Origin of the sequence: Brevundimonas sp. UYEF29, assembly GCF_040546195.1 — a bacterium.
Classification (GTDB): domain Bacteria; phylum Pseudomonadota; class Alphaproteobacteria; order Caulobacterales; family Caulobacteraceae; genus Brevundimonas; species Brevundimonas huaxiensis.
Genome location: NZ_JBEPNH010000002.1, coordinates 460,614 through 479,243 on the forward strand (window position 1 = coordinate 460,614; position 18,630 = coordinate 479,243).

General features: G+C 66.2%; 23 protein-coding genes. 13 read left to right on the plus strand and 10 right to left on the minus strand.

Annotated features, from left to right (window positions below):
* Positions 1 to 164: 164 nt before the first annotated feature.
* The 3 genes from ABIB58_RS05235 to ABIB58_RS05245 are packed head-to-tail and all read left to right on the plus strand — an operon-like array spanning position 165 to position 3,128.
* A complete protein-coding gene (locus ABIB58_RS05235) occupies positions 165 to 1,337 on the plus strand; it encodes an ABC transporter permease (protein WP_354039455.1) in 1,173 nt (390 codons plus the stop codon).
* Positions 1,334 to 2,089 (plus strand): ABC transporter ATP-binding protein, encoded by a 756-nt coding sequence (locus ABIB58_RS05240; protein ID WP_039248125.1) that lies wholly within the window; start codon positions 1,334 to 1,336, stop codon positions 2,087 to 2,089. Before ABIB58_RS05235 ends, ABIB58_RS05240 begins: the two co-directional genes overlap by 4 nt.
* Before the next feature lie 34 nt (positions 2,090 to 2,123).
* Positions 2,124 to 3,128: an HlyD family secretion protein gene (locus ABIB58_RS05245; RefSeq protein ID WP_354039458.1), complete on the plus strand. Its 1,005-nt coding sequence runs from the start codon at positions 2,124 to 2,126 to the stop codon at positions 3,126 to 3,128.
* 23 nt (positions 3,129 to 3,151) lie between these two features.
* Here ABIB58_RS05245 and ABIB58_RS05250 read toward each other — a convergent pair whose 3' ends face one another.
* A complete protein-coding gene (locus tag ABIB58_RS05250) occupies positions 3,152 to 3,949 on the minus strand; it encodes a crotonase/enoyl-CoA hydratase family protein (RefSeq protein WP_354039460.1) in 798 nt (265 codons plus the stop codon).
* 116 nt (positions 3,950 to 4,065) lie between these two features.
* A complete protein-coding gene (locus ABIB58_RS05255; RefSeq protein WP_017505113.1) occupies positions 4,066 to 4,218 on the minus strand; it encodes a hypothetical protein in 153 nt (50 codons plus the stop codon).
* A gap of 156 nt (positions 4,219 to 4,374) precedes the next feature.
* Between ABIB58_RS05255 and ABIB58_RS05260 the strand changes: the two genes are divergently transcribed.
* On the plus strand, positions 4,375 to 4,596 hold the full coding sequence (locus tag ABIB58_RS05260; protein WP_354039463.1) for a DUF1289 domain-containing protein: 222 nt from the start codon (positions 4,375 to 4,377) through the stop codon (positions 4,594 to 4,596).
* 75 nt (positions 4,597 to 4,671) lie between these two features.
* Positions 4,672 to 5,187: a retropepsin-like aspartic protease family protein gene (locus ABIB58_RS05265; RefSeq protein WP_354039465.1), complete on the plus strand. Its 516-nt coding sequence runs from the start codon at positions 4,672 to 4,674 to the stop codon at positions 5,185 to 5,187.
* Here the strand turns inward: ABIB58_RS05265 and pgsA are convergent.
* Positions 5,184 to 5,828 (minus strand): CDP-diacylglycerol--glycerol-3-phosphate 3-phosphatidyltransferase, encoded by a 645-nt coding sequence (pgsA, locus tag ABIB58_RS05270; protein WP_026108402.1) that lies wholly within the window; start codon positions 5,826 to 5,828, stop codon positions 5,184 to 5,186. The genes ABIB58_RS05265 and pgsA overlap by 4 nt on opposite strands.
* A gap of 44 nt (positions 5,829 to 5,872) precedes the next feature.
* The gene (locus ABIB58_RS05275; RefSeq protein WP_045811951.1) at positions 5,873 to 6,496 is read right to left on the minus strand and encodes a carbonic anhydrase; all 624 of its coding nucleotides are present in this window, start codon (positions 6,494 to 6,496) and stop codon (positions 5,873 to 5,875) included.
* Between the two features lie 68 nt (positions 6,497 to 6,564).
* On the opposite strand from ABIB58_RS05275, the gene ABIB58_RS05280 reads away from it, so the two are divergent.
* The gene (locus ABIB58_RS05280) at positions 6,565 to 6,801 is read left to right on the plus strand and encodes an antitoxin (protein ID WP_045811950.1); all 237 of its coding nucleotides are present in this window, start codon (positions 6,565 to 6,567) and stop codon (positions 6,799 to 6,801) included.
* A gap of 3 nt (positions 6,802 to 6,804) precedes the next feature.
* The gene (locus ABIB58_RS05285; RefSeq protein ID WP_045811949.1) at positions 6,805 to 7,191 is read left to right on the plus strand and encodes a PIN domain-containing protein; all 387 of its coding nucleotides are present in this window, start codon (positions 6,805 to 6,807) and stop codon (positions 7,189 to 7,191) included.
* Between the two features lie 6 nt (positions 7,192 to 7,197).
* Here the strand turns inward: ABIB58_RS05285 and uvrC are convergent, their stop codons facing one another.
* From uvrC to ABIB58_RS05305, 4 genes are read right to left on the minus strand one after another with little or no spacing between them, the layout of a single operon-like run.
* Positions 7,198 to 9,066: an excinuclease ABC subunit UvrC gene (gene uvrC, locus ABIB58_RS05290; RefSeq protein WP_045811948.1), complete on the minus strand. Its 1,869-nt coding sequence runs from the start codon at positions 9,064 to 9,066 to the stop codon at positions 7,198 to 7,200.
* Between the two features lie 16 nt (positions 9,067 to 9,082).
* A complete protein-coding gene (locus ABIB58_RS05295; protein ID WP_017505105.1) occupies positions 9,083 to 9,529 on the minus strand; it encodes a DMT family transporter in 447 nt (148 codons plus the stop codon).
* Positions 9,530 to 9,560: 31 nt separating this feature from the next.
* On the minus strand, positions 9,561 to 10,424 hold the full coding sequence (locus ABIB58_RS05300) for an alpha/beta hydrolase (protein WP_354039470.1): 864 nt from the start codon (positions 10,422 to 10,424) through the stop codon (positions 9,561 to 9,563).
* A 60-nt stretch (positions 10,425 to 10,484) separates the two neighbouring features.
* Entirely contained in the window at positions 10,485 to 10,871 is a 387-nt protein-coding gene (locus ABIB58_RS05305) for an NUDIX domain-containing protein (RefSeq protein WP_369796299.1), read from the minus strand.
* Positions 10,872 to 11,247: 376 nt separating this feature from the next.
* Here ABIB58_RS05305 and ABIB58_RS05310 point away from each other — a divergent pair, with 376 nt between their 5' ends.
* The 6 genes from ABIB58_RS05310 to ABIB58_RS05335 all read left to right on the plus strand — a co-directional run bounded on the left by ABIB58_RS05310 (position 11,248) and on the right by ABIB58_RS05335 (position 17,192).
* Positions 11,248 to 14,277 (plus strand): TonB-dependent receptor, encoded by a 3,030-nt coding sequence (locus ABIB58_RS05310; protein ID WP_354039472.1) that lies wholly within the window; start codon positions 11,248 to 11,250, stop codon positions 14,275 to 14,277.
* 267 nt (positions 14,278 to 14,544) lie between these two features.
* The gene (locus ABIB58_RS05315; protein WP_354039474.1) at positions 14,545 to 15,306 is read left to right on the plus strand and encodes an SDR family oxidoreductase; all 762 of its coding nucleotides are present in this window, start codon (positions 14,545 to 14,547) and stop codon (positions 15,304 to 15,306) included.
* A 3-nt stretch (positions 15,307 to 15,309) separates the two neighbouring features.
* Positions 15,310 to 15,708, plus strand: a complete 399-nt coding sequence (gene folB / locus ABIB58_RS05320) for a dihydroneopterin aldolase (protein ID WP_242077060.1) — start codon at positions 15,310 to 15,312, stop codon at positions 15,706 to 15,708.
* Positions 15,709 to 15,790: 82 nt separating this feature from the next.
* Entirely contained in the window at positions 15,791 to 16,447 is a 657-nt protein-coding gene (locus ABIB58_RS05325; RefSeq protein ID WP_354039477.1) for a hypothetical protein, read from the plus strand.
* Positions 16,448 to 16,457: 10 nt separating this feature from the next.
* Complete coding sequence (locus ABIB58_RS05330; protein WP_017505097.1) at positions 16,458 to 16,841, plus strand: membrane protein; 384 nt, start codon at positions 16,458 to 16,460, stop codon at positions 16,839 to 16,841.
* Between the two features lie 66 nt (positions 16,842 to 16,907).
* A complete protein-coding gene (locus tag ABIB58_RS05335; RefSeq protein ID WP_354039480.1) occupies positions 16,908 to 17,192 on the plus strand; it encodes a GNAT family N-acetyltransferase in 285 nt (94 codons plus the stop codon).
* 41 nt (positions 17,193 to 17,233) lie between these two features.
* On the opposite strand, the gene ABIB58_RS05340 is transcribed toward ABIB58_RS05335, so the two are convergent.
* Positions 17,234 to 18,220 carry an SDR family oxidoreductase gene (locus ABIB58_RS05340; RefSeq protein WP_354039482.1) on the minus strand — a complete coding sequence of 329 codons (987 nt, stop codon included), beginning with the start codon at positions 18,218 to 18,220 and terminating at the stop codon, positions 17,234 to 17,236.
* Positions 18,221 to 18,298: 78 nt separating this feature from the next.
* Positions 18,299 to 18,616 (minus strand): hypothetical protein, encoded by a 318-nt coding sequence (locus ABIB58_RS05345; protein ID WP_026108401.1) that lies wholly within the window; start codon positions 18,614 to 18,616, stop codon positions 18,299 to 18,301.
* Positions 18,617 to 18,630 lie beyond the last annotated feature (14 nt).

An 18,630-nucleotide genomic window follows, 5' to 3' on the forward strand; every position in this document is an offset into this window, starting at 1 on the left:
TAACTAGCGCCGACGAAGGGTGGGCGCCAAGAGGCTGTAAGGCCCTTAATCCCCCGATTTCGAACCCGCAATGACGAGGGTTCACAAGCCTTACCCCGATTTAACTTGGCGGTGAGGGGGCGCACGGTCAGATAGGCGCAAGTACCGGGGGTTTATCGACGACAATGTCGCTTGCGCTATCAACACTGCTGTTCGAGTGGCGTCGCTATATGGCGGCGGTCATGGCCCTGGCCCTGTCCGGGCTTCTGGTCCTGGCGATGACCGGCGTCTTCATCGGCATCGGCAAGGGGTTCACCGCCACCATCGAGCGGTCGAACGCCGACATCTTCATCATGCAGCCCGGCGCCAAGAGCCTGATCGGCGGACCGTCGGGCGTGCCGCGTCGGTTCATCCCCCTGGCCTACAACCACCCCGAGGTGGTTGAGGTCATGCCGCTGGACGGCGCCGGCGGCACCTTCCAGAACATCAAGAACGTCGATCCGACAAAGAGCCAGGCGGACAATGCGTCGCAGGGCGCGCCGCGTCAGAAGTTCGTCCAGGCCAGCATCATCGACACCCGTCCCGGCTCGGTGACCATCCCGACCGACTATTCGCAGGAACTGGTCGATGCGCTGCGCCAACCCTACACCGTGGCGGTCGATGAGACGGCCCTGACGACCCTGGGCGTGAAACTGGGCGACAAGGCCCTGTACAACGGCCAGACCGTCACCGTCGTCGGCGTGACGCGCGGCTATCCCAACATGATGCAGCCGGGCGTGGTGATGTCGCGCGACACCCTTCGGATGCTGGGCCAGGCCGACACGGGTCCGCGCGTCGGACCCCTGATGGTCAAGCTGCGTGATCCGGCACGTGCGCCCGTCGTGGTGGCTCAACTGAACGCCATGGGCGCCGGTCAGTGGAAGGCCTGGACCAAGCAGCAGCTGGCCGACGCCAACGCCGGCGCCATGTTCGAGGAAGGCATTCTGGTCATCATCATCGGCGGCTGCGTCGTGCTGGGCGTCATCATCGGCGTGGCCATCACCTGGCAGACCCTGCGCGGCGCCATCATGGCCAACATCAAGGAGTTCGCCTCCCTGCGGGCCCTGGGCGTCAGCATGGGCTCGCTACGTCGGATCGTGGTCGAACTCAGCTTCTGGGTCGGCGTCGTCGGCGTCATCGCGGCCATCGTCCTGACCTGGCTGGTGTCGCTGCTGGCGATGATGGGGGCGGTGATCATCGCCCTGCCGCTGTCGCTGCTGATCATCGTGGGCATCGGCCTGATCGCCATCGCCATGGTGTCCGGCCTGCTGTCGCTGGGCATCCTCAAGAACAGCCAACCGGCGGACCTGCTGCGATGAACGTTCATACAAAGGTTCACGGCAAGCACGGCGACTTCGCCATCGAGGCCAAAAGCCTGGTCAAGCGGTTCAAGTCCGGCAAGGCCTGGGTGGATGTGCTGAAGGGCGTCGATTTCGATGCGCGGCATGGCGACCTGACAATGGTCATGGGGCCTTCCGGCTCGGGCAAGTCCACCCTGATCGCAGCCCTGTCGGGCCTGCTGAAGCCCGAAGAGGGCCGGGTGGACGTGTTGGACGTCGACGATCTGTGGAAGCTGTCCTCGGGCCGGATCGACAAGTTCCGCCTGGATAACTGCGGCTTCATCTTCCAGGGCTTCAACCTGTTCCCGGCCCTGACCGCCTTGCAGCAGGTCGAGACGGTGCTGAAGTTCCAGGGGCTGACCGCGGGCCAGGCCAAGAAGCGCGCCACGATCGCCCTTGAAGAGGTCGGCCTGGGCCACCGTCTGCACCAGCGGCCGGCGGCTTTGTCGGGCGGTGAAAAGCAGCGCGTCGCCATCGCCCGCGCCCTGGCCAAGGATCCCAAGATCCTGTTCGCCGACGAACCCACCTCGGCCCTGGACGGCGAAAACGGCCAGGTGGTCATCAAGCTGCTGCGCCGCGCCGCCACCGAACACGGCGCCGCCGTCATCTGCGTGACCCACGATCCACGCCTGGAGGCCTGGGCCGACCGGGTCATCCACATCGAGGACGGCAAGATCCTGGACGACCAGCGCCGCATCCCCGATCCGAACGCCATCCTGGCGTCCCACTAACCGACACGACGATTTCCCTTAGGACGACACGCCAATGCCCGGCTTTCTGAAGAAAAAACGCACCTGGATCGGCTTGCTGCTGGTGATCGTGCTGGCGGTCGGCTTCATGCTGTTCCAGTCCGCCGCCAAGACCAAGAAGGCCGAGCAGGAAAAGGCGGTGGCGACCAAGGTCGACAGCCCCTATGCGGCCATCGCCAACGGCAAGGTCGACGTCGAGGGCGGCATCATCCAGATCGCGGCCCGTCGCGGCGGCATCGTCCGTGACGTCCTGGTTCAGGAAGGCGATCGCGTCGTCGCCGGTCAGATCCTGGCCCGTCAGGAAGACGACGAGGCGCGTCTGGCGGTTCAGGCGGCCGCCGCCGCCGTCAGCCAGGCCGAAAGCCAACTGGCCCAGATCCGCGTGGACATCCGCACCGCCCAGCGCGAGCAGGAACGTCTGCAGCGCCTGGTCGCCACCAACTTCGTCGCCGCCCAGCGCATGGACCAGGCCCAGGACGCCATCGCCACCGCCCAAGCCCGCCTGGGGTCGCAGGTCGCCGCCGTCCAAACCGCGCGCGCTCAACTGGATCAGGCCCGCTACAATCAGGAACTGACGGTCATCCGCGCGCCAACCAACGGCCGGATCGTGCGCCGCTACGCCAACCCCGGCGCCGGCGCTTCTACCCTGAACGTTTCCAACATGTTCGATCTGGAGCCGGACGCGCCGCGCATCGTCCGCGCCGAGGTGGTCGAGAGCGACCTGCCGAACCTAACCGACGGCCAGGCCGTCGAGATCAGCCCCGAGGGCGACGCCAGCAAGGTCTATATCGGCGCGGTCATGCGTCGGGCCGCCGTGTTCGGCGCGCGCAAACTGGCTTCTGACGACCCCTCGCAGCGCAGCGACGAGCGGGTGGTGGAAGTGGTCGCCTCGGCCGGCGATGCGCCCCTGCTGATCGGACAGCGGGTGCTGGTCAAGTTCATGAAGCCGGGCGAGACCGCCGGGGCCAAACGCGCCGTCGCCGCCGGCGTCGGGCCCAGCGAGGCGATGAAGACGAAATAAGACGTCGGATCAGCGGCCCAGCCCTAGTTTCCGGTGAAATCGCCCGGCCGCTTTTCCAGCACGGCGGCGACGCCTTCCTGATGGTCCTCGGTCAGGTGGGCCAGAGCCTGCATCGCCGCCGACATCTCCAGCATCTGGTCGAAGGTCGTGTCGCGACCCTGACGCAGCAGGGTCTTGGCCATGCGCAGGGCCTGGGGCGGCTGGGCCGCGACCTGGGCGGCGACAGCCAGAGCTTCGTCCATCAGGCTGTCGTGCGCGACCACGCGATTGACCAACCCCCATTCGGCCGCCGTCGCGGCGTCGATGGAGCGGGCGGTGAACAGCAGTTCGGCGGCGCGAGCATAGCCGATGTTGCGCGGCAGCAGCCACGATCCGCCGTCGCCGGGAATGATGCCCAGCTTCAGGAAGGGCACGCCGAAGCTGGCGCGCTCAGACGCGATACGGATATCGCCCAGGCCGGCGATATCGCAGCCCAGCCCCATCGCCGGCCCGTTGACGGCGGCGATCAGTGGAACCTCGAGCCCATACAGAGACCGCACGATCCGGTGGACGACGCGGCGATAGCGTTCGCGGATGGCGGCGCCTGACCCCTCGAACAGATCGCGCCCGTCCCGCATCGCCGTCAGATCGCCGCCGGCCGAGAACGCCCGCCCGGCGCCGGTCAGGACCACGCAGCGGATCGACGGATCGGCGTTGACCCGCTCGCACGCCGCCGCGACCTCGTCGCCGTCGCCCAGATCGGGCAGGGCGTTCAGCCGCGCCTCGCGATCCAGCGTCCAGATCAGGATCGCGCCCCGCTTCTCTTCGGTGATCAGGCCCATGCATCGTCTCCGTCTTCGCGCCCGTCATCGACCGCGAACGCCGCGTCAGGCAAGCCCGGAATTGCAAAAGCCCCGGCGAGACCGGGGCTTCTTCAGGCTGAGGGCCGAGCGGGCCGTCAGCGTTTCTTGATCGTATAGGGTACGAAGTTGGACGGATGGCTGACCACCCGGCCCGAGTTCGACGGCATATGCCGACTGTTGACCAGCATCCCGCCCCAAAGGGCGAAGGACATCATGGCGTGTTGGAGGTTACGCTCCTTATCGTTCATCTTGGCGTCTCCTTTCGCAGAACGATGAAAAGAGACGCGTCGTACCAATGGGATTCCACCGTCAGTCGTTTCGCGTCATCAGCCAATATAAGACAGTTTCGTGAATTTGCAACTTTATTCGTCAGGAGTCGGAGTGATTTTCGCCGCTGTGTCACAATGAGCGCGACGACCCCGAACCGGCCCAGACCGCCCAAGGCCATCGCCACGCCCTGCGTCATGGTGTGCGCGGTCGATGGCGAGAGCGGCCTGTGCCTGGGCTGTTTTCGCACCCTGAAGGAGATCGCCGGCTGGCGGGCGCTGAACGACGCCGAGCGCGCGGCGGTCATGGCCGAACTGCCGTCGCGCCGTAGTCAGGTCGATCCGGCCAAGCTGGGCTAGCGCGGTTCGCGGCTTAAGCTTTCGTCAGCCACGTCGTTTCACCCCATCCAAACGCCGCGCCTTTAGGACAGAGGCATGGTTCGCATCGATACCCAATCTGTCGTGGTTCTCGGCTTCGCGCTCATGGCGTCGTTCGGCACGGCCCTGACGATCCGCCATCTGGAAGGCGACGGCATGGCCCAGGCGGCGACGCCCGTGGTCGATGCGGCGATCGGCGCCTCCGGAACCGACGCCCAGGTGGTCAAGGGCGCGGACGGCCACTATTGGGCCGAGGCCAATATCGGCGGCAAGGCGGTGCGGGTGCTGGTGGACACCGGCGCCAGCGTGGTCGCCCTGACGCGCGCGGACGCCCTGAGACTGGGCGTCGATCCCGAGCCCGAAGCCTTCACCGGCAAGGTCCAGACGGCCTCGGGCGTCGTGCGCGCCGCGCCGGTTCAGCTGAAGACGGTTTCGGTCGCGGGCGCGCGGGTGGACCGGGTCGAGGCCCTGGTGGTCGAGCAGGGGCTGGAATACTCCCTGCTGGGCATGAGCTATCTGGGCCGGCTTTCCGCCTTTTCCGCCACGCCGGCCGGGCTGACGCTGCGACCCTAAAGGTCGCGCATCTGGCGACGGGCTTCGCTGAAATACTGCCAGCCGGTCCACAGGGTGATGATGGCGGCGAACCAGATCAGGAAGATGGCGAAGGATTCGAACGCCGGCTGCCAGGCCAGCGGCGATCCGTCGTCGTTCTGTAGACCCAGGGCGCCCCACAGCAGGGTCAGCTGAAGCGCGGCGAGCGCCACCATTTGCACCGTGGTCTTCCACTTGGCGGCCAGGGTGACCGGCAGTTCGATGCGGCCGGCCATCGTCTCGCGCAGGGCCGAGACGGCGAACTCCCGGAACAGGATCAGGCCGCAGGGCAGGGCGATGCCGGGCAGGGACCCCGAGGCCAGGACGCCCAGGATGGCCCCGGTCACCAGCACCTTGTCGGCGATGGGATCCAGAATGGCGCCCCAGCGCGTGGTGGCGTTCCAGCGGCGGGCGAGGTAGCCGTCGACCCAGTCGGTCGAGGCGGCGATGACGAAGATCCAGAAGGCCCAGACGCTGAACCGCCCCTGGGTCTCCGGCGACAGCCAGGCCTCCAGCGCGCCCGGCGCGGCCCCGGCCATCATGGCGAACATCACCACCCCGGCCGCCAGACGCAGCCCAGTCAGGATGTTGGGAATGGGGTTGGCGCGGTGGGCGGAGGTCATCGTCATGTCCGTTGCAACGCGCCGGGTGTGGCACGGTTCGCCGCTCAATCCAACGGTTCGAACCGGGGCTTGTCGGTCAGGGCCGTAAGCGCGCCCTCGGCGATGCCGAAATGCAGGCCGCTGAGCTGAAGTTCGCCCTTGGCTTCGCGCTCGGCGATCCAGGGGAAGGTGCGCAGGTTCCGGATCGACAGCCGCACGATGGCCTCTTCGGCGGCGCGTTCCAGTTGGTCGGGGTCGACGGTTTCGGCGACGTGCTGGACGACGGGGGCGCCTTGGGCGATCCAGGGGGCGACGAAATCGGCGACGATTTCAGGGGCGCCGTTGATCATGGCGTTGACCCCGCCGCAGTGGGCGTGGCCCATGACTACGATCCGCTTGACGCCCAGCACCTTGACCCCGAACTCCAGCGCCGCCGACACGCCGTGCAGCTTGCCGTCCGGCTCATAGGGCGGGACCAGGTTGGCGACGTTGCGCACGACGAACAGCTCGCCTGGCTTGGCGTCGAAGATCAGCGCCGGATCGGCGCGGCTGTCGGAACAGGCCACGATCAAAGTGTGCGGCTTCTGGCCCTTTGTCGCCAGGGTTTCGTACTCGGCGCGGGCCGTCGGCCAGTGCTCGGCGCGGAAGCGGCGATAGCCGGCGGTCAGTTCGTCTTCGATGTCGCTCATATTGCGCCTGTAGCGTTTTGAGGGGCGGCGATAAATGGTGTATACATGTCTATACGAAGGAGGTGGTCATGCCCGTCACCAGTCGAACATTCCGAAGCGGCAACAGCGACGCCGTTCGGCTGCCGAAGGAAATCTCGTTCGGGCCGGGGGTCGAGGTCGAGATCGAACGCAAGGGGGATGTCGTCACCATCTCGCCCAAGCAGAAATCCGTCAAAGAGATGCTGGCCAAGCTGCGCAGCCTGCCCAAGCCCGACAGCATCGGCGTGCGCCATGAGGTGGAAATTCCCGAGCGCCCGGGTCTCTGACGCGTGGCCTATCTGCTGGACACGAATGTCGCCATCCACTTGCGCGATGGCGATGCGGTGATCGATGAGCGCGTAGACGCTTTGAGCCCGCCGCTTCTGCTCTCCATCGTCAGCAGGGTGGAGCTGGAGGCCGATCTCGGCCGGATGGACGCCAGCGCCGACGAACGACGAGCGAGACTGGACGCCCTGCTGGATGCCTTGCCGGTGCTGCCCTTCGGCGCGGCCGAGGCGCAGGCCTATCGCAAAATCGTCGAAACCTGCGGCTTCTCGCGGCGAAAGGTGCTCGATCGCATGATCGCGGCGCAGGCGATCACGGCGGGCGCGACGCTGGTCACGCGCAACGGCGACGACTTTCGCGACATACCCAACCTGATCCTGCTGGAGTGGTGACACGGTTCAGGCCTTCCGGAAGAAGGCGTGGATGCGTTCCGCGAGGGGTTGGTTGATGCCGTCGACCTTGACCAGATCGGCCAATGAGGCGCGGCTGACGCCCTTGGCCGAGCCGAAGGCGTGCAGCAGGGCCTTCTTGCGGCCGGGGCCGACGCCTTCGATCTCGTCCAGCGGGTTCTTCTTGATGTCCATCGAGCGACGCTTGGCGTGGGCGCCGTTGGCGAAGCGGTGGGCCTCGTCGCGCAGCCGCTGGAGGTAGTAGAGGGCCGGTGATTTCAGCGGCAGCATGAAGGGCGCCTTGCCGGGCATGAAGAACTTCTCCATGCCGGCGTCGCGATCGGGCCCCTTTGCCACGCCGACGACGGTGATGTCGTCCAGCCCGCCCAGATCGGCCATGACCGCCAGCACCTCCGCCAACTGCCCCGCGCCGCCGTCGATCAGCAGCAGGTCGGGGCGGACGACGTCTTCGCCCTCTTCCTCGTCCTTGACCAGGCGTGAGAAGCGGCGGCGCATCACCTCGCGCATCATGCCGTAGTCGTCGCCGGGCGTCAGGTCCTCGCCCCGGATGTTGAACTTGCGATACTGCGACTTCTGAAAGCCTTCGGGGCCGGCGACGACCATGCCGCCCACCGCATTGGTCCCCTGAATGTGCGCGTTGTCGTAGATCTCGATCCGCTCGGGCCGGCTCTCCAGACCGAAGGCCTCGCACACCTCGTCCAGGATCTTGCCCTGAGCCGAGCTTTCGGCCAGGCGGCGGCCCAGGGCCTCGCGCGCATTCGTCAGGGCGTGGTCGACCAGCGCCAGCTTCTCGCCGCGCATCGGACGGACGATCTCGACCTTGCGGTCCGCCTTCATCGAGAAGGCCTCTTCCAGCAGTTCCAGCTCGTGCGGGCGCACGTTGGACAGGATCAGGCGCGGGATCGGCTTGTCCTCGTAGAACTGGCCCAGGAAGGCGGCCAGGATCTCGGGATCGGTGTCGGTCTTGTCCACGCGCGGGAAATAGGCGCGGCCGCCCCAGTTCTGGCCGGCGCGATAGAAGAAGACCTGGACGCAGGCCTGGCCCCCGTCGGAATGCAGGGCGAAGACGTCGCCTTCGGCCACGCTGTCGGCGCTGACGGAGTTCTCCATGGCGATGGCCGACAGGGCGCGGATGCGGTCGCGCACGCGGGCGGCCTGTTCGAAATCCATCTCGTCGGACGCCGCCTGCATCTCCTTGGACAGGCGGCCGATGACGGCACGCGACTTGCCGCGCAGGAACTGTTCGGCCTCGGTGACCAGTTCGCCATAGTCCTCAAGGCTGATCAGCCCGGTGCACGGGGCCGAGCAACGCTTGATCTGGTGCAGCATGCAGGGGCGGGTGCGGGTCTCATAGACGCTGTCGGAACAGGACCGCAGCAGGAAGGCCTTTTGCAGGGTGTTCAGTGTGCGGTTGACCGCCCAGGTCGAGGCGAAGGGGCCGAAATAGTCGCCGGGCGTCGTGTGGGCGCCGCGATGCTTCCTGACCTGGGGCGCGCGGTGGTCGCGGCGGATCATCAGTTCGGCGAAGGACTTGTCGTCGCGCAGCACCACGTTGAAGCGGGGCTTCAGCTTCTTGATGAAGTTGGATTCCAGCAGCAGGGCCTCGGTCTCGGTGGCGGTGACCACCAGCTCCATCGACCGGGTCTGCGACACCATCAGGCCGATGCGCTGGGTGTGAAAACGCCCCTGCGCATATTGGATGATGCGCTTTTTCAGCGACTTGGCCTTGCCGACATACAGGCACGACCCGTCCTCGCCATACATGCGATAGACGCCCGGCTTGTCCGGCGCCCGGCGCGCCTCGTCGGCGATCAGGGCGGCGGCTTTCAGTTGGGAATCAGGCGTCTCCTCGGTCATCGCGCCCGATATAGGGTCAAGAGCGCCGGACCAGAAGGACGCCGGCCAGAACAAGCCCCACCCCGGCGATGCGGCCGATGTTCAGCGGCTGGCGCGGCACGCCCAGCGCCCCGAAATGATCCAGCGCCAGGCTGAGCAACAGCTGGCCGCCGACCATCAGGGTGATGGTCATGGCCACGCCCAGGCGCGGCACGCCCCAAGCGGCCGCGACCACGAAACAGGCGCCGTAGGCCCCGCCCAGCCAGGCATACCAGGGCAGCGCCCGCGTCGCGGCCATGTCCGGCCGGGTGTGCAGGATGGCCGCCAAGATTCCTAGCACCGTGGTGCCGACCGCAAACGAGATGAAGGCGGCGTTGACCGGGGAGGCCACGGCGGTCGCCAGCTTGGCGTTGGTCGGGGCCTGAAGCGCGGTCGCGCCGCCGGCCAGGATGACGACGAGGATGGCGAGCAGGGACGGGTTCATGGCCCTTGGCTAGCATGGCGACCGCCGATTGTTACCCCCGGATGAAGCGGGCGGCGCGTTCGCCTTCGGGATGGCCGGCGACGCCGAAGTCGCGTTTGATGGTCATGTGGCTGTTGTCCGGCGCAGCGACGACCTCTGCGCGGCCGCCGACCCGGATCAGAGCCTCAGCCAGGCCGCGACTCTGGGTCGTTGAATCCTGCCGCCGGGCGACGTGGAAGATGAGGAAGGGCGGGTAGGTTACGCCGGATCGGACACGCAAGGTGGGCGACAAGGCGGCTGCCTGATCGCCGAATGCCTGATCGTAGGTCCGGTCCAGCCACTGATTGATCGGGCCGGTCCCGCGCGACGCCGTGGCGTCATAGCCGGCGCCATCCAGCAGGATCACATTCGCCAGATCCGACGGCTTCAGCCCGACCGCGCCCAGATAGTTCGGATCGATTCCGACCAGCGCGGCCAGATGGGCCCCGGCCGAATGGCCCAGCAGATAGATCGGCCGTCCGGGCAGGCGGCGCTTCAGATCGGCGACGGCGGCGGCGACATCCAGGGCCGACTCGAGCGCGCTGACGGCGGGCGCCAGCCGATAGCTGGTTGAGGCCAGGGTAAAGCCGTGCCGCTGAGCATAGTCCGGCAGGGCGGCGACATTGGTCCGTTCGCCCCGCGACCAGCCGCCGCCGTGGACGAACATCAAGATCGGTCCCGTCCCTCCGTCCGCATAGAGATCATAGGCCTGAAGCGGGTCAGGACCGAAGGTGAAGGTATGGGCGGGCGCGACGACCGGGCCGGAGGTCGGCATGCGACGCTGTCGACGATCGCTGCGGGTCTGGGCGAGGGCGTGGGAGGGGAGGGTGGCGCTGACGGCCAGGCCGATAAGGGCCAGACGACGCGAAAGAGGCATGGTGCGATCCTTCCGAACAGGCTTGACCATTCTGAAACGCAGCGAGGGGTGGTTTCCGTCTCACCAATCCGGATCGATCGGGGAGCCGTCGAAGATTTCGGCCAGACGCGCGCGACAGCCCCGGTTCACGTCGTCGGGCAGGGCGGAGGGCGAAAACCAGCCGATCTCGGCGATCTCGCCGTGACTGGTGCGTTCGCCCACATCGAAGGCGTCGATGCGGAAGACGGCGACGTGGTCGCCGGGAAAGAATCGCTCGTTGGAATGGATCGAGATCAGGCGCGGCGCCCCGCGCGCGACCAGCCCGGCCTCTTCACGCAGTTCGCGCACCACGGCGGCGTGGGTGGTCTCGCTCCGGTCCACCCCGCCGCCCGGCAGCCACCAGCCCTTGAGATAGGTGTGCCGCACCATCAGCACCCGCCCGCGCGCATCCACCGCCACCGCCCGCACGCCCAGCGTCTTGCCGCGCGTCAGACGCGACCAGGGGAGAACAGTGGACGAGTGAAGGGTTCGACGTGGATGCGCTAGGTCATCGGTGGGCCAACACTATGGAAATTCGCCGTGTTTCAGCACTAGCGTATCCATTTGGGGCCGCAAACGACCTCAAAAAATCGATTTGTTATAACATTGCAATCTGAAGTGTGACTTATGCGTGGCAATATTGGCACGGCGTGACGCTGTTTTATGACGGTCGTGTAATAATCGTGGCGAATGCGGCGCGTCTGCTTAGGCTCCCTTTCACCACACCCGCCCTGGGTGTGCGCCGGGGGCCATCGGCATGGGGATGTCGATCGGTCGTCGGGCTCTTTTCAAGGAGGGGTTCGTTTTGAACAGTCGCAGTATCCGTCAACGCCTTTTGGCCAGCACCGTCGTAGGCGGCGCCTTGCTGGCCGCGATTCCCGTCATGTCGCTGGTCGCCCTGCCGAGCGTGGCGCACGCGCAGTCTCAGACGGGCGCGCTTCGCATTTCCATCCAGGCGGGTGGTCAGCCCGTGGCTGGCGCAACGGTGACCGTTAATTCTTCCGTCAGTCTGGTGACGCGTAGCGGCGTGACAGACTCTGCCGGTTTCGTGCGCCTTTCGGGCCTGGATCCTGCAATCAACTACTCTGTCAATGTCGTCGCGCCTGGCTATGATGCCTTCACTGCGAACAACGTCGCCGTTGTCAGCGGTCAAGAGCGTTCTCTCGGCTACGCCCTTACGGGGGGCGACGTCTCGACCCTGGGCGATATCGTCGTAACCGGCACGTCGCTGGCCTCCGTGGACGTCACCTCTGCGACGGTCGGAACGACGTTGACCTTGGGCGTGGTCGAGTCGCTGCCGACGGGGCGCAGCTATCAAAGCTATCTGCAACTGGTTCCCGGCGTGAAGCCCTCAAGCGGCGGCAACCCGTCCTCGCGCTCCGGCATCAACTATTCGGACATCGGCGGTGCGACCGGCACTTCGACCGATAACGTCTACTATCTGGACGGTGTCGACGTGACCGACCCGTCGACCGGGACGTTCGGAACCAACTTCAACTCGGAAATCATTCAGGAACAACAGGTCATCGTCAGCGGCGTGCCCGCCGAATATGCTGGTGGGTCCGGTCTGATCTCGCGCGTCGTCACCAAGTCCGGCGGCAACGAATTCCACGGTTCGTTAAACTACTACTTCCAGAACGATGGATTGGTCGCCAAGGACGAGCATACCACTTCGGGCGGTTTCTCTACCTATGACACCGCCGCGACCCTGGGCGGGCCGATCATCCGCGATCGTCTGTGGTTCTATGGTTCGTACCAGAAGAAACACCGTGAAGATGAGGTTCTGGACGTCAACAGCGGCAATGTTCTGCGCACCGTCACCAATGACGGCGAATACACCTTCGGCAAGCTGACATGGCAGATCACTGACGATGATCGTCTAACGGCTAGCTATTTCGAAGATCCGACCAGCATCAGCGGATCCAACTCTTCGGCGACCTTGAATAATCGCGATGTAGCGCAGGAGCAGGGGGGCAAGAACTATAAGGTCGAATACGGCCGGACCTGGGGCGATCTGCAACTCGGCGCCTATTGGTTCCGTCACGAAGGCGAAGTCACGACGAGCGCTGCGGACCAGTCGGTGCGTGATACCGTCACCTTCCGGAACTCGGCCGGATCGACCCTAGCTCAGCGTCAACTGGGTGGCGCAGGTTCGAATCTGGAAACGCATCGCAACCGCGACGAGTTCGGTCTGAACTTCGAATATTATCTCGACACCGCCTTCGGCAGCCACACCTTCAAGGGCGGCTATATCAACACCGAGAACGTGTATGAGGAAAACGGGACTGTTCCGGGCGGCGTAACCTATCAGTCGCTGGCCCCGATCTATTCGGGCACCACCTACCTCGATTACACGACAGCCAGCGGCGCGAACGCATGGACTGGTCGTGCGATCGTGCAGGCCGACAATGCGCGGGTTCTGGCCGCCATTCAGGGCAACGCCACGGCGCGTGCGGCGGTCGACACCAACCTGGACGGCACCGTCTCCCAGGCCGAATTGAACGCCTATCGCTTCACCAACACGGCCGGCGCGCCCTACGGCAACGTCAATGTCTATCGCGCCCTGCGCACCATCAGCGCGCCATACTCCGTGAAAAGCGAAGGCCAGAGCCTGTATCTGCAGGACACCTGGACCCTCAACCAATTGACCGTCAATGCTGGCGTTCGAGCCGAAAAGTGGGAGCATTTCGCCTCCGACGGCTCCAAGACGGCGACCTTCGATTGGGAATATGCGCCGCGTCTGAGCGTCGTCTATGACGTGCTCGGAGACGGTCGTTCGAAGGTGTTCGGTTTCGCGGGCCGCTATTACGATCCCATCCGTAACAACATGTCGGACTTCGCAGGCGCCCTGACCGGTCCGGTCGATGAAGAGCAGATCAACATCAACGGCACCTGGGTCACCTTCCGCACCCGCGGCGGCGCGACCACGCCGGACGCCCTGTTCTCGCCAGCGACCAAGACGCCTTATACCGATGAGTTCATGCTGGGCGCATCGACCACCTTGGGCTCCAGCGTCGGCCTGACCGCGACGGTCACGCGTCGTGAGACGCGCGACATTCTGGAAGACTTCGATCTGACGCTGTATTCCGACCCGACGCTGACGGCCGCCACGGCGCCCTTCGGTTACGCCTATCCGGGTTCGTTCTACTATCTGCCGTATTCGTACTTCGGCTACGCGTCCAAGCCGAACTCGAACTACGTCATCGGCACGCTGCCGGGCGGAGAGCGCAACTACACCGGCTTCGAAGTCACGGTCACCAAGTTCAAGACCGACAACTGGCAAGGGCAGGCGTCCTATACGTACAACAAGGCCGAAGGGAACTCGAACTCCGACTCCAACGCCGACTTCCAAGGCGACTGGATCGCACTCGACCCCCGCGCGCCCAACATGTACGGACCGCAACCCGGCAACATCGAACACCAGTTCAAGGCGTATGCCTCGTACGACTTTAACTTCGGTCTTCAGGTGTCGGGCGTCTTCAACTGGAACAGCGGCGCGCTCTATACGCCGGCGCAGTTGATCAGCGGCCGCTATCTGCCGCTGATGGACAACGGCTCGACGTCGGGCGGTGTGCAGGACACCTTCGTGCTGCCGAACAACGTCGGTTCGGCGACGGGTCCGTCGTATTACACCTTCGACATGCGCTTCCGTTATCAGCGGCCGCTGCCGATCGGAAACGCCGAACTGTTCCTGGACATCTTCAACATCCTGGACAACCAGGCCGCCACCGCCGAGCAGAAGCTGGTCGCGGGCAGCGGTCAGTACGCCTTCGGCGAAGCCAATGCGTGGGTTCAACCGCGTCGTGCCTATCTGGGTGTTCGCTACACCTTCTGATGAAAATCAGGCTGGGCGTCGCGGCTTGCCGTCTGCGCCCGGCTTGTCTTCAAACCTCAACTGCGGCGGCCGGAAAACTTCCGGCCGCCGTTTCTTTTGCGTTGCGCGGGGCGACGAAGATCGGGTCCGCCCGTCGTTCGGCTTGAACCCCACTCCGTCCCGCTCTAAGCCAAGACGGACAACAGGAGCATTCCATGCTGGCTCTCGGCATCATCTTCGGCTTCATCGCCGTTCTGGCGGCGTTCAACGTGTTCGAGTTCGGTCGGGTTGACTGAGGCGGCTGCTCGCTCTGAGCGGGGCGTCGCCCTGGTCACGGGCGGGGCGCGGCGGATCGGACGGGCCATCTGTCTGAAGCTGGCCCAGGCCGGGTTCGACGTGGCGATCCATCATCATGCGTCGGGCGACGACGCCCGCAGCCTGGCCGACGAGATCGCGGGCCTGGGGCGGCGCACGTGCCTGTTGCAGGCGGACCTGACGGACGAGGCCAGGGTGCGGGCGCTGATCCCCGCGGCGGTCGAGGCGCTGGGGCCGGTCAGCGTGCTGGTCAACAACGCCTCGGTGTTCGAGGACGACCGGATCGGCGAGCTGACGCGCGACAGCTGGGACCTGCATCTCGATACCAATCTGAGGGCGCCGATCGTGCTGGCCGAGGCGTTTGCGGCGCAAGCCGTCGAGGGCGCCATCGTCAATCTGCTGGACCAGAAGGTGCTGAAGCCGGATCCGCGCTTCTTCTCCTACAGCCTGTCGCGCAACGGCCTGTGGTGGGCGACCCAGACCCTGGCCCAGGCGCTGGCGCCCGGCATTCGGGTCAATGGGGTGGGGCCGGGGCCGACCCTGCCGTCCATCCATCAGACACCCGAAGAGTTCGCCGCCGAGGCGCGCGCCACCCTGCTGGAAACGCCCGGCAGCCCCGAGGCGGTGGCCGAGGCGGTGCTGTGGCTGATTGACGCCCGGATGGTCACGGGCCAGATGATCGCCGTCGACGGGGGCCAGCACCTGGCCTGGCGCACCCCCGACATCCAGGAGTAGCGCGTGGTTTCCTCTCCTCTGGCGACGCCGGCTCCGGCGGACGATCGGCTGCGTTTCGAGCGGCTGAGCGTGTTCGTGCGCGGGCTGGAGGTCGAGGCCGGGATCGGGGTCTATGACCACGAGCAGGGGCGGCTGCAACGGCTGGTGATCGATGTGACGCTGGAGCTGGAGCCGCGTCCGATCGAGCGGCTGGGCGACACCATCAACTATGAGACCGTGGCGGACGCCGCGCGCGCCATCGCCGCCGAGGGGCATGTGGGGCTGGTGGAGACCTTCGCCGAACGGCTGGCGCGGGCGTGTCTGGAGGATGGCCGGGTGCAGCGGGCCACGGTGCGGATCGAAAAGCCGGGCGCCCTGGCGGCGGTGGCGGCGCCGGGCTGCGAGATCGTGCTGGGGCGGTAAGGGCGGTTGCTTCGCGCCGCGCCGACCGCCATTGTCGTCGCCAGATTCCAGCCGGGCGTCCGGCGTGACAGAAGCGTTGTTCATGGCCGAACCCGGCGACCCGAAAGACCCAGCAGCGCCCCGCGATCACGACCACGATCATGACGCCGAGGTCGGCTTCGTTTCGCCCGCGTCGCTGGCGGGCCGTGCGCGTGAGCGCCAGCCGGAGCCGTTTCCCACAGACGAGCGTGAACCGGACCTCTTCGACCCACCCGAGCCCGGGCCCTTCGACCGGTCGGGCCCGACGACCCGGCCGACGGCGCCGTTTCCGCCCCGGTCCGAGCCGAAGCCTGTCGAGGCCAAGCCGGCGCCGGCCGTACGCGCGGTGCGCCAGCGTCTGACGGCCGAGGCTGCGCCGCGTCGTGAAGGACCGGTCGTGCCGATGCGGCTGTATGCGGTCTATGTGCTGATCCTGCTGGCGGTGCCGACGCTGGGCGTGTCGTGCCTGGTGGCCCTGCTGGCGGTGATGCGGCGCGATCGGTCGACGGATCCGCTGGAGCACAGCCACGCCGTCTATCAGCAGCGCACCATTCTGGGCGCCGTCGGGGCGGCGGTCGTCGGGGCCCTTCTGATCGTGGTCAACATCGGCGTGCTGGTGCTGTTCGCCCTGGCGATCTGGGTCCTGGCGCGCGGCGCGTTCGGGGTGCTGAAACTGAAGAGCGGACAGGCCGTTCCTCACCCCCGCAGCCTGTTGTTCTGAAGGACCGACGATGACGAACGAACCCAATTTCATCGCCGGGCAGCCGTCCGAGGGCAAGGTCGGGGCGCTGATCGCCTGGGCCCTGTTCATCCTGTCGATCCCCAGCGCCAATGTGCTGGTTCTGATCGGGCTGGTGGTGTCCTATGTCACGCGCGGGACGGCGACGGGCGTAGCGCGCCAGCATATCGAGGCGCAGATCCGGCTGTTCTGGTCGGTCTTCTGGTGGACCATCGCGGCCTGGGTCGGGATCTTCGTCAGCGCCCTGGCGTCGGTCGTGCTGATCGGCATTCCGTTCCTGCTGCTGTTCCTGCTGGTCTGGTTCCTGCTGAGCGTCTGGTTCACGGTCAAGAGCGTGATCGGCCTGCTGAACCTGCTGAACGACAAGCCGATCTAAGGGCCGATCCGAAGCTCGCGGAACGTCCCGCCGGCCTTGGTGGTTGATCCGTCAAAGGAGAATCCGATGGGACAGTTCAAGGACGTCGAAAGCGACAATCGATTTGAACAGGCGTTCGACGACGACAAGGGCGCGGGCCTGGTCTGGGCCGACTATGCCGTCAAGGGCGATGCGCGGATCATCCTGCATGTTGAGGCCGAACCGTCGCTGCGCGGATCGGGCGCGGCGGGGCGGTTCATGCAGTCCCTGGCCGATCACGCGCGCCAGACGGGGCTGAAGCTGTTTCCCCGGTGCAGCTACGCCGTCGCTTGGCACAAGCGGCATCCGGATTACGACGACGTCTTGGCCTAGGCGATGCCGCCGCCCCGCAATCGCAGGGCGGCGGTTTCGGTTCAGCCGCCGGCGTAGCCGCCGATGATCGGTAGAATCTCGCCGGTGATGAAGCTGGACATCTGGGGCGAGGCCAAAAAGACGTAGGCGGGCGCGATCTCTTCGGGCTGGGCCGGGCGTTTCATCACCGTGTCGGCGCCGAAGTTCGAGGTCGCTTCGGCGTCCTTGTCGGCGGGGTTCAACGGGGTCCAGACCGGGCCGGGCGCGACGACGTTCACGCGGATGCCACGCGGCGCCAGATGCGTGCCCAGCGAACGGGCATAGGCGTGGATGCCGCCCTTGGTCAGGGAATAGTCGAGCAGATCCTTATTGCCCATCAGACCCGTGACCGAGCCGGTCATGACGATGGCGCCGCCGGCCTTCATGTGCGGGACCGCCGCCTTCGTCATGTTGAAATAGCCGTAGAGGTTGGTCTTCAACGTGCGGTCGAAATGCTCGTAAGTCAGGTCCTCGAAGGCGGGGACGTGTTCCTGGAAGGCGGCGTTGGGCACCAGGACGTCCAGCCGGCCGAAGGCGTCCAGCGTGGCCTTGACCGCCATCTCGGCGAAGGCGGGATCGGAGACGTCGCCCTTCAGCACGACGGCGCGGCGCCCCTCGGCCTCGACGGTGGCCTTGGTGGTTTCGGCGTCGGCGTCCTCGTCCAGATGGCAGATGACGACGTCGCAGCCCTCGCGCGCGAACAGGACGGCGACGGAGCGGCCGATGCCGGAATCGGCGCCGGTGATCAGGGCGGCGAACCCGTCCAGCTTGCCCGATCCCTTCCAGAAGGGCGCATCATAGAGGGGCGCGGGATCCAGCGCGGCCTCGTCGCCCGGCTTGGTCTGGTGTTGTTTCGGGAAGGGCGGTTCGGGGTAGGAGCGGGCGCCGGCCTGCATCGCGCCGGACGGCTTGTCATCGCCGGACGCCTTGTCCTTGGCGTCAATGTCGCGCTGGATGGCGCGTTCCTGATCGGCGATGTCTTCGGCGCGCGCGTGGGTCCGGTCGTCCATGGATGTCGTCTCCTGAAGATGGGGTCTTCAGGAAAGCGGACGGGCCGGCGGGTCGTTCCGACGGCCCAGCTTCGGTTATCAGCCGACGCGGTGGACGATGGTCTTGATGGTCTCGGCCTTGGTCGGCAGATCGGCGGCGAGGCGCGAGGCGATCTCGCGCGCGCCGACGGGATAGGCGTCGCCGCCGTCGGCGATGGCCTTGGCCTTGGCGGCGGCTTCGAGCAGCAGCCGTTCCAGCGCCTCGATCTCTTCCAGCGCCAGGGCGTGGGCTTCGAGCTGAAGACGTTTGACGCGGTCGGCCGTGGTTTCGGGCGCGCGCATCAGGTCATAGACGGCGGACTCGGATTCGACGATCCGCAGGTCGGGCTTGGTGTCGGCGCTGGTCTTCTTGGTCATGGAATCAGTCCGCA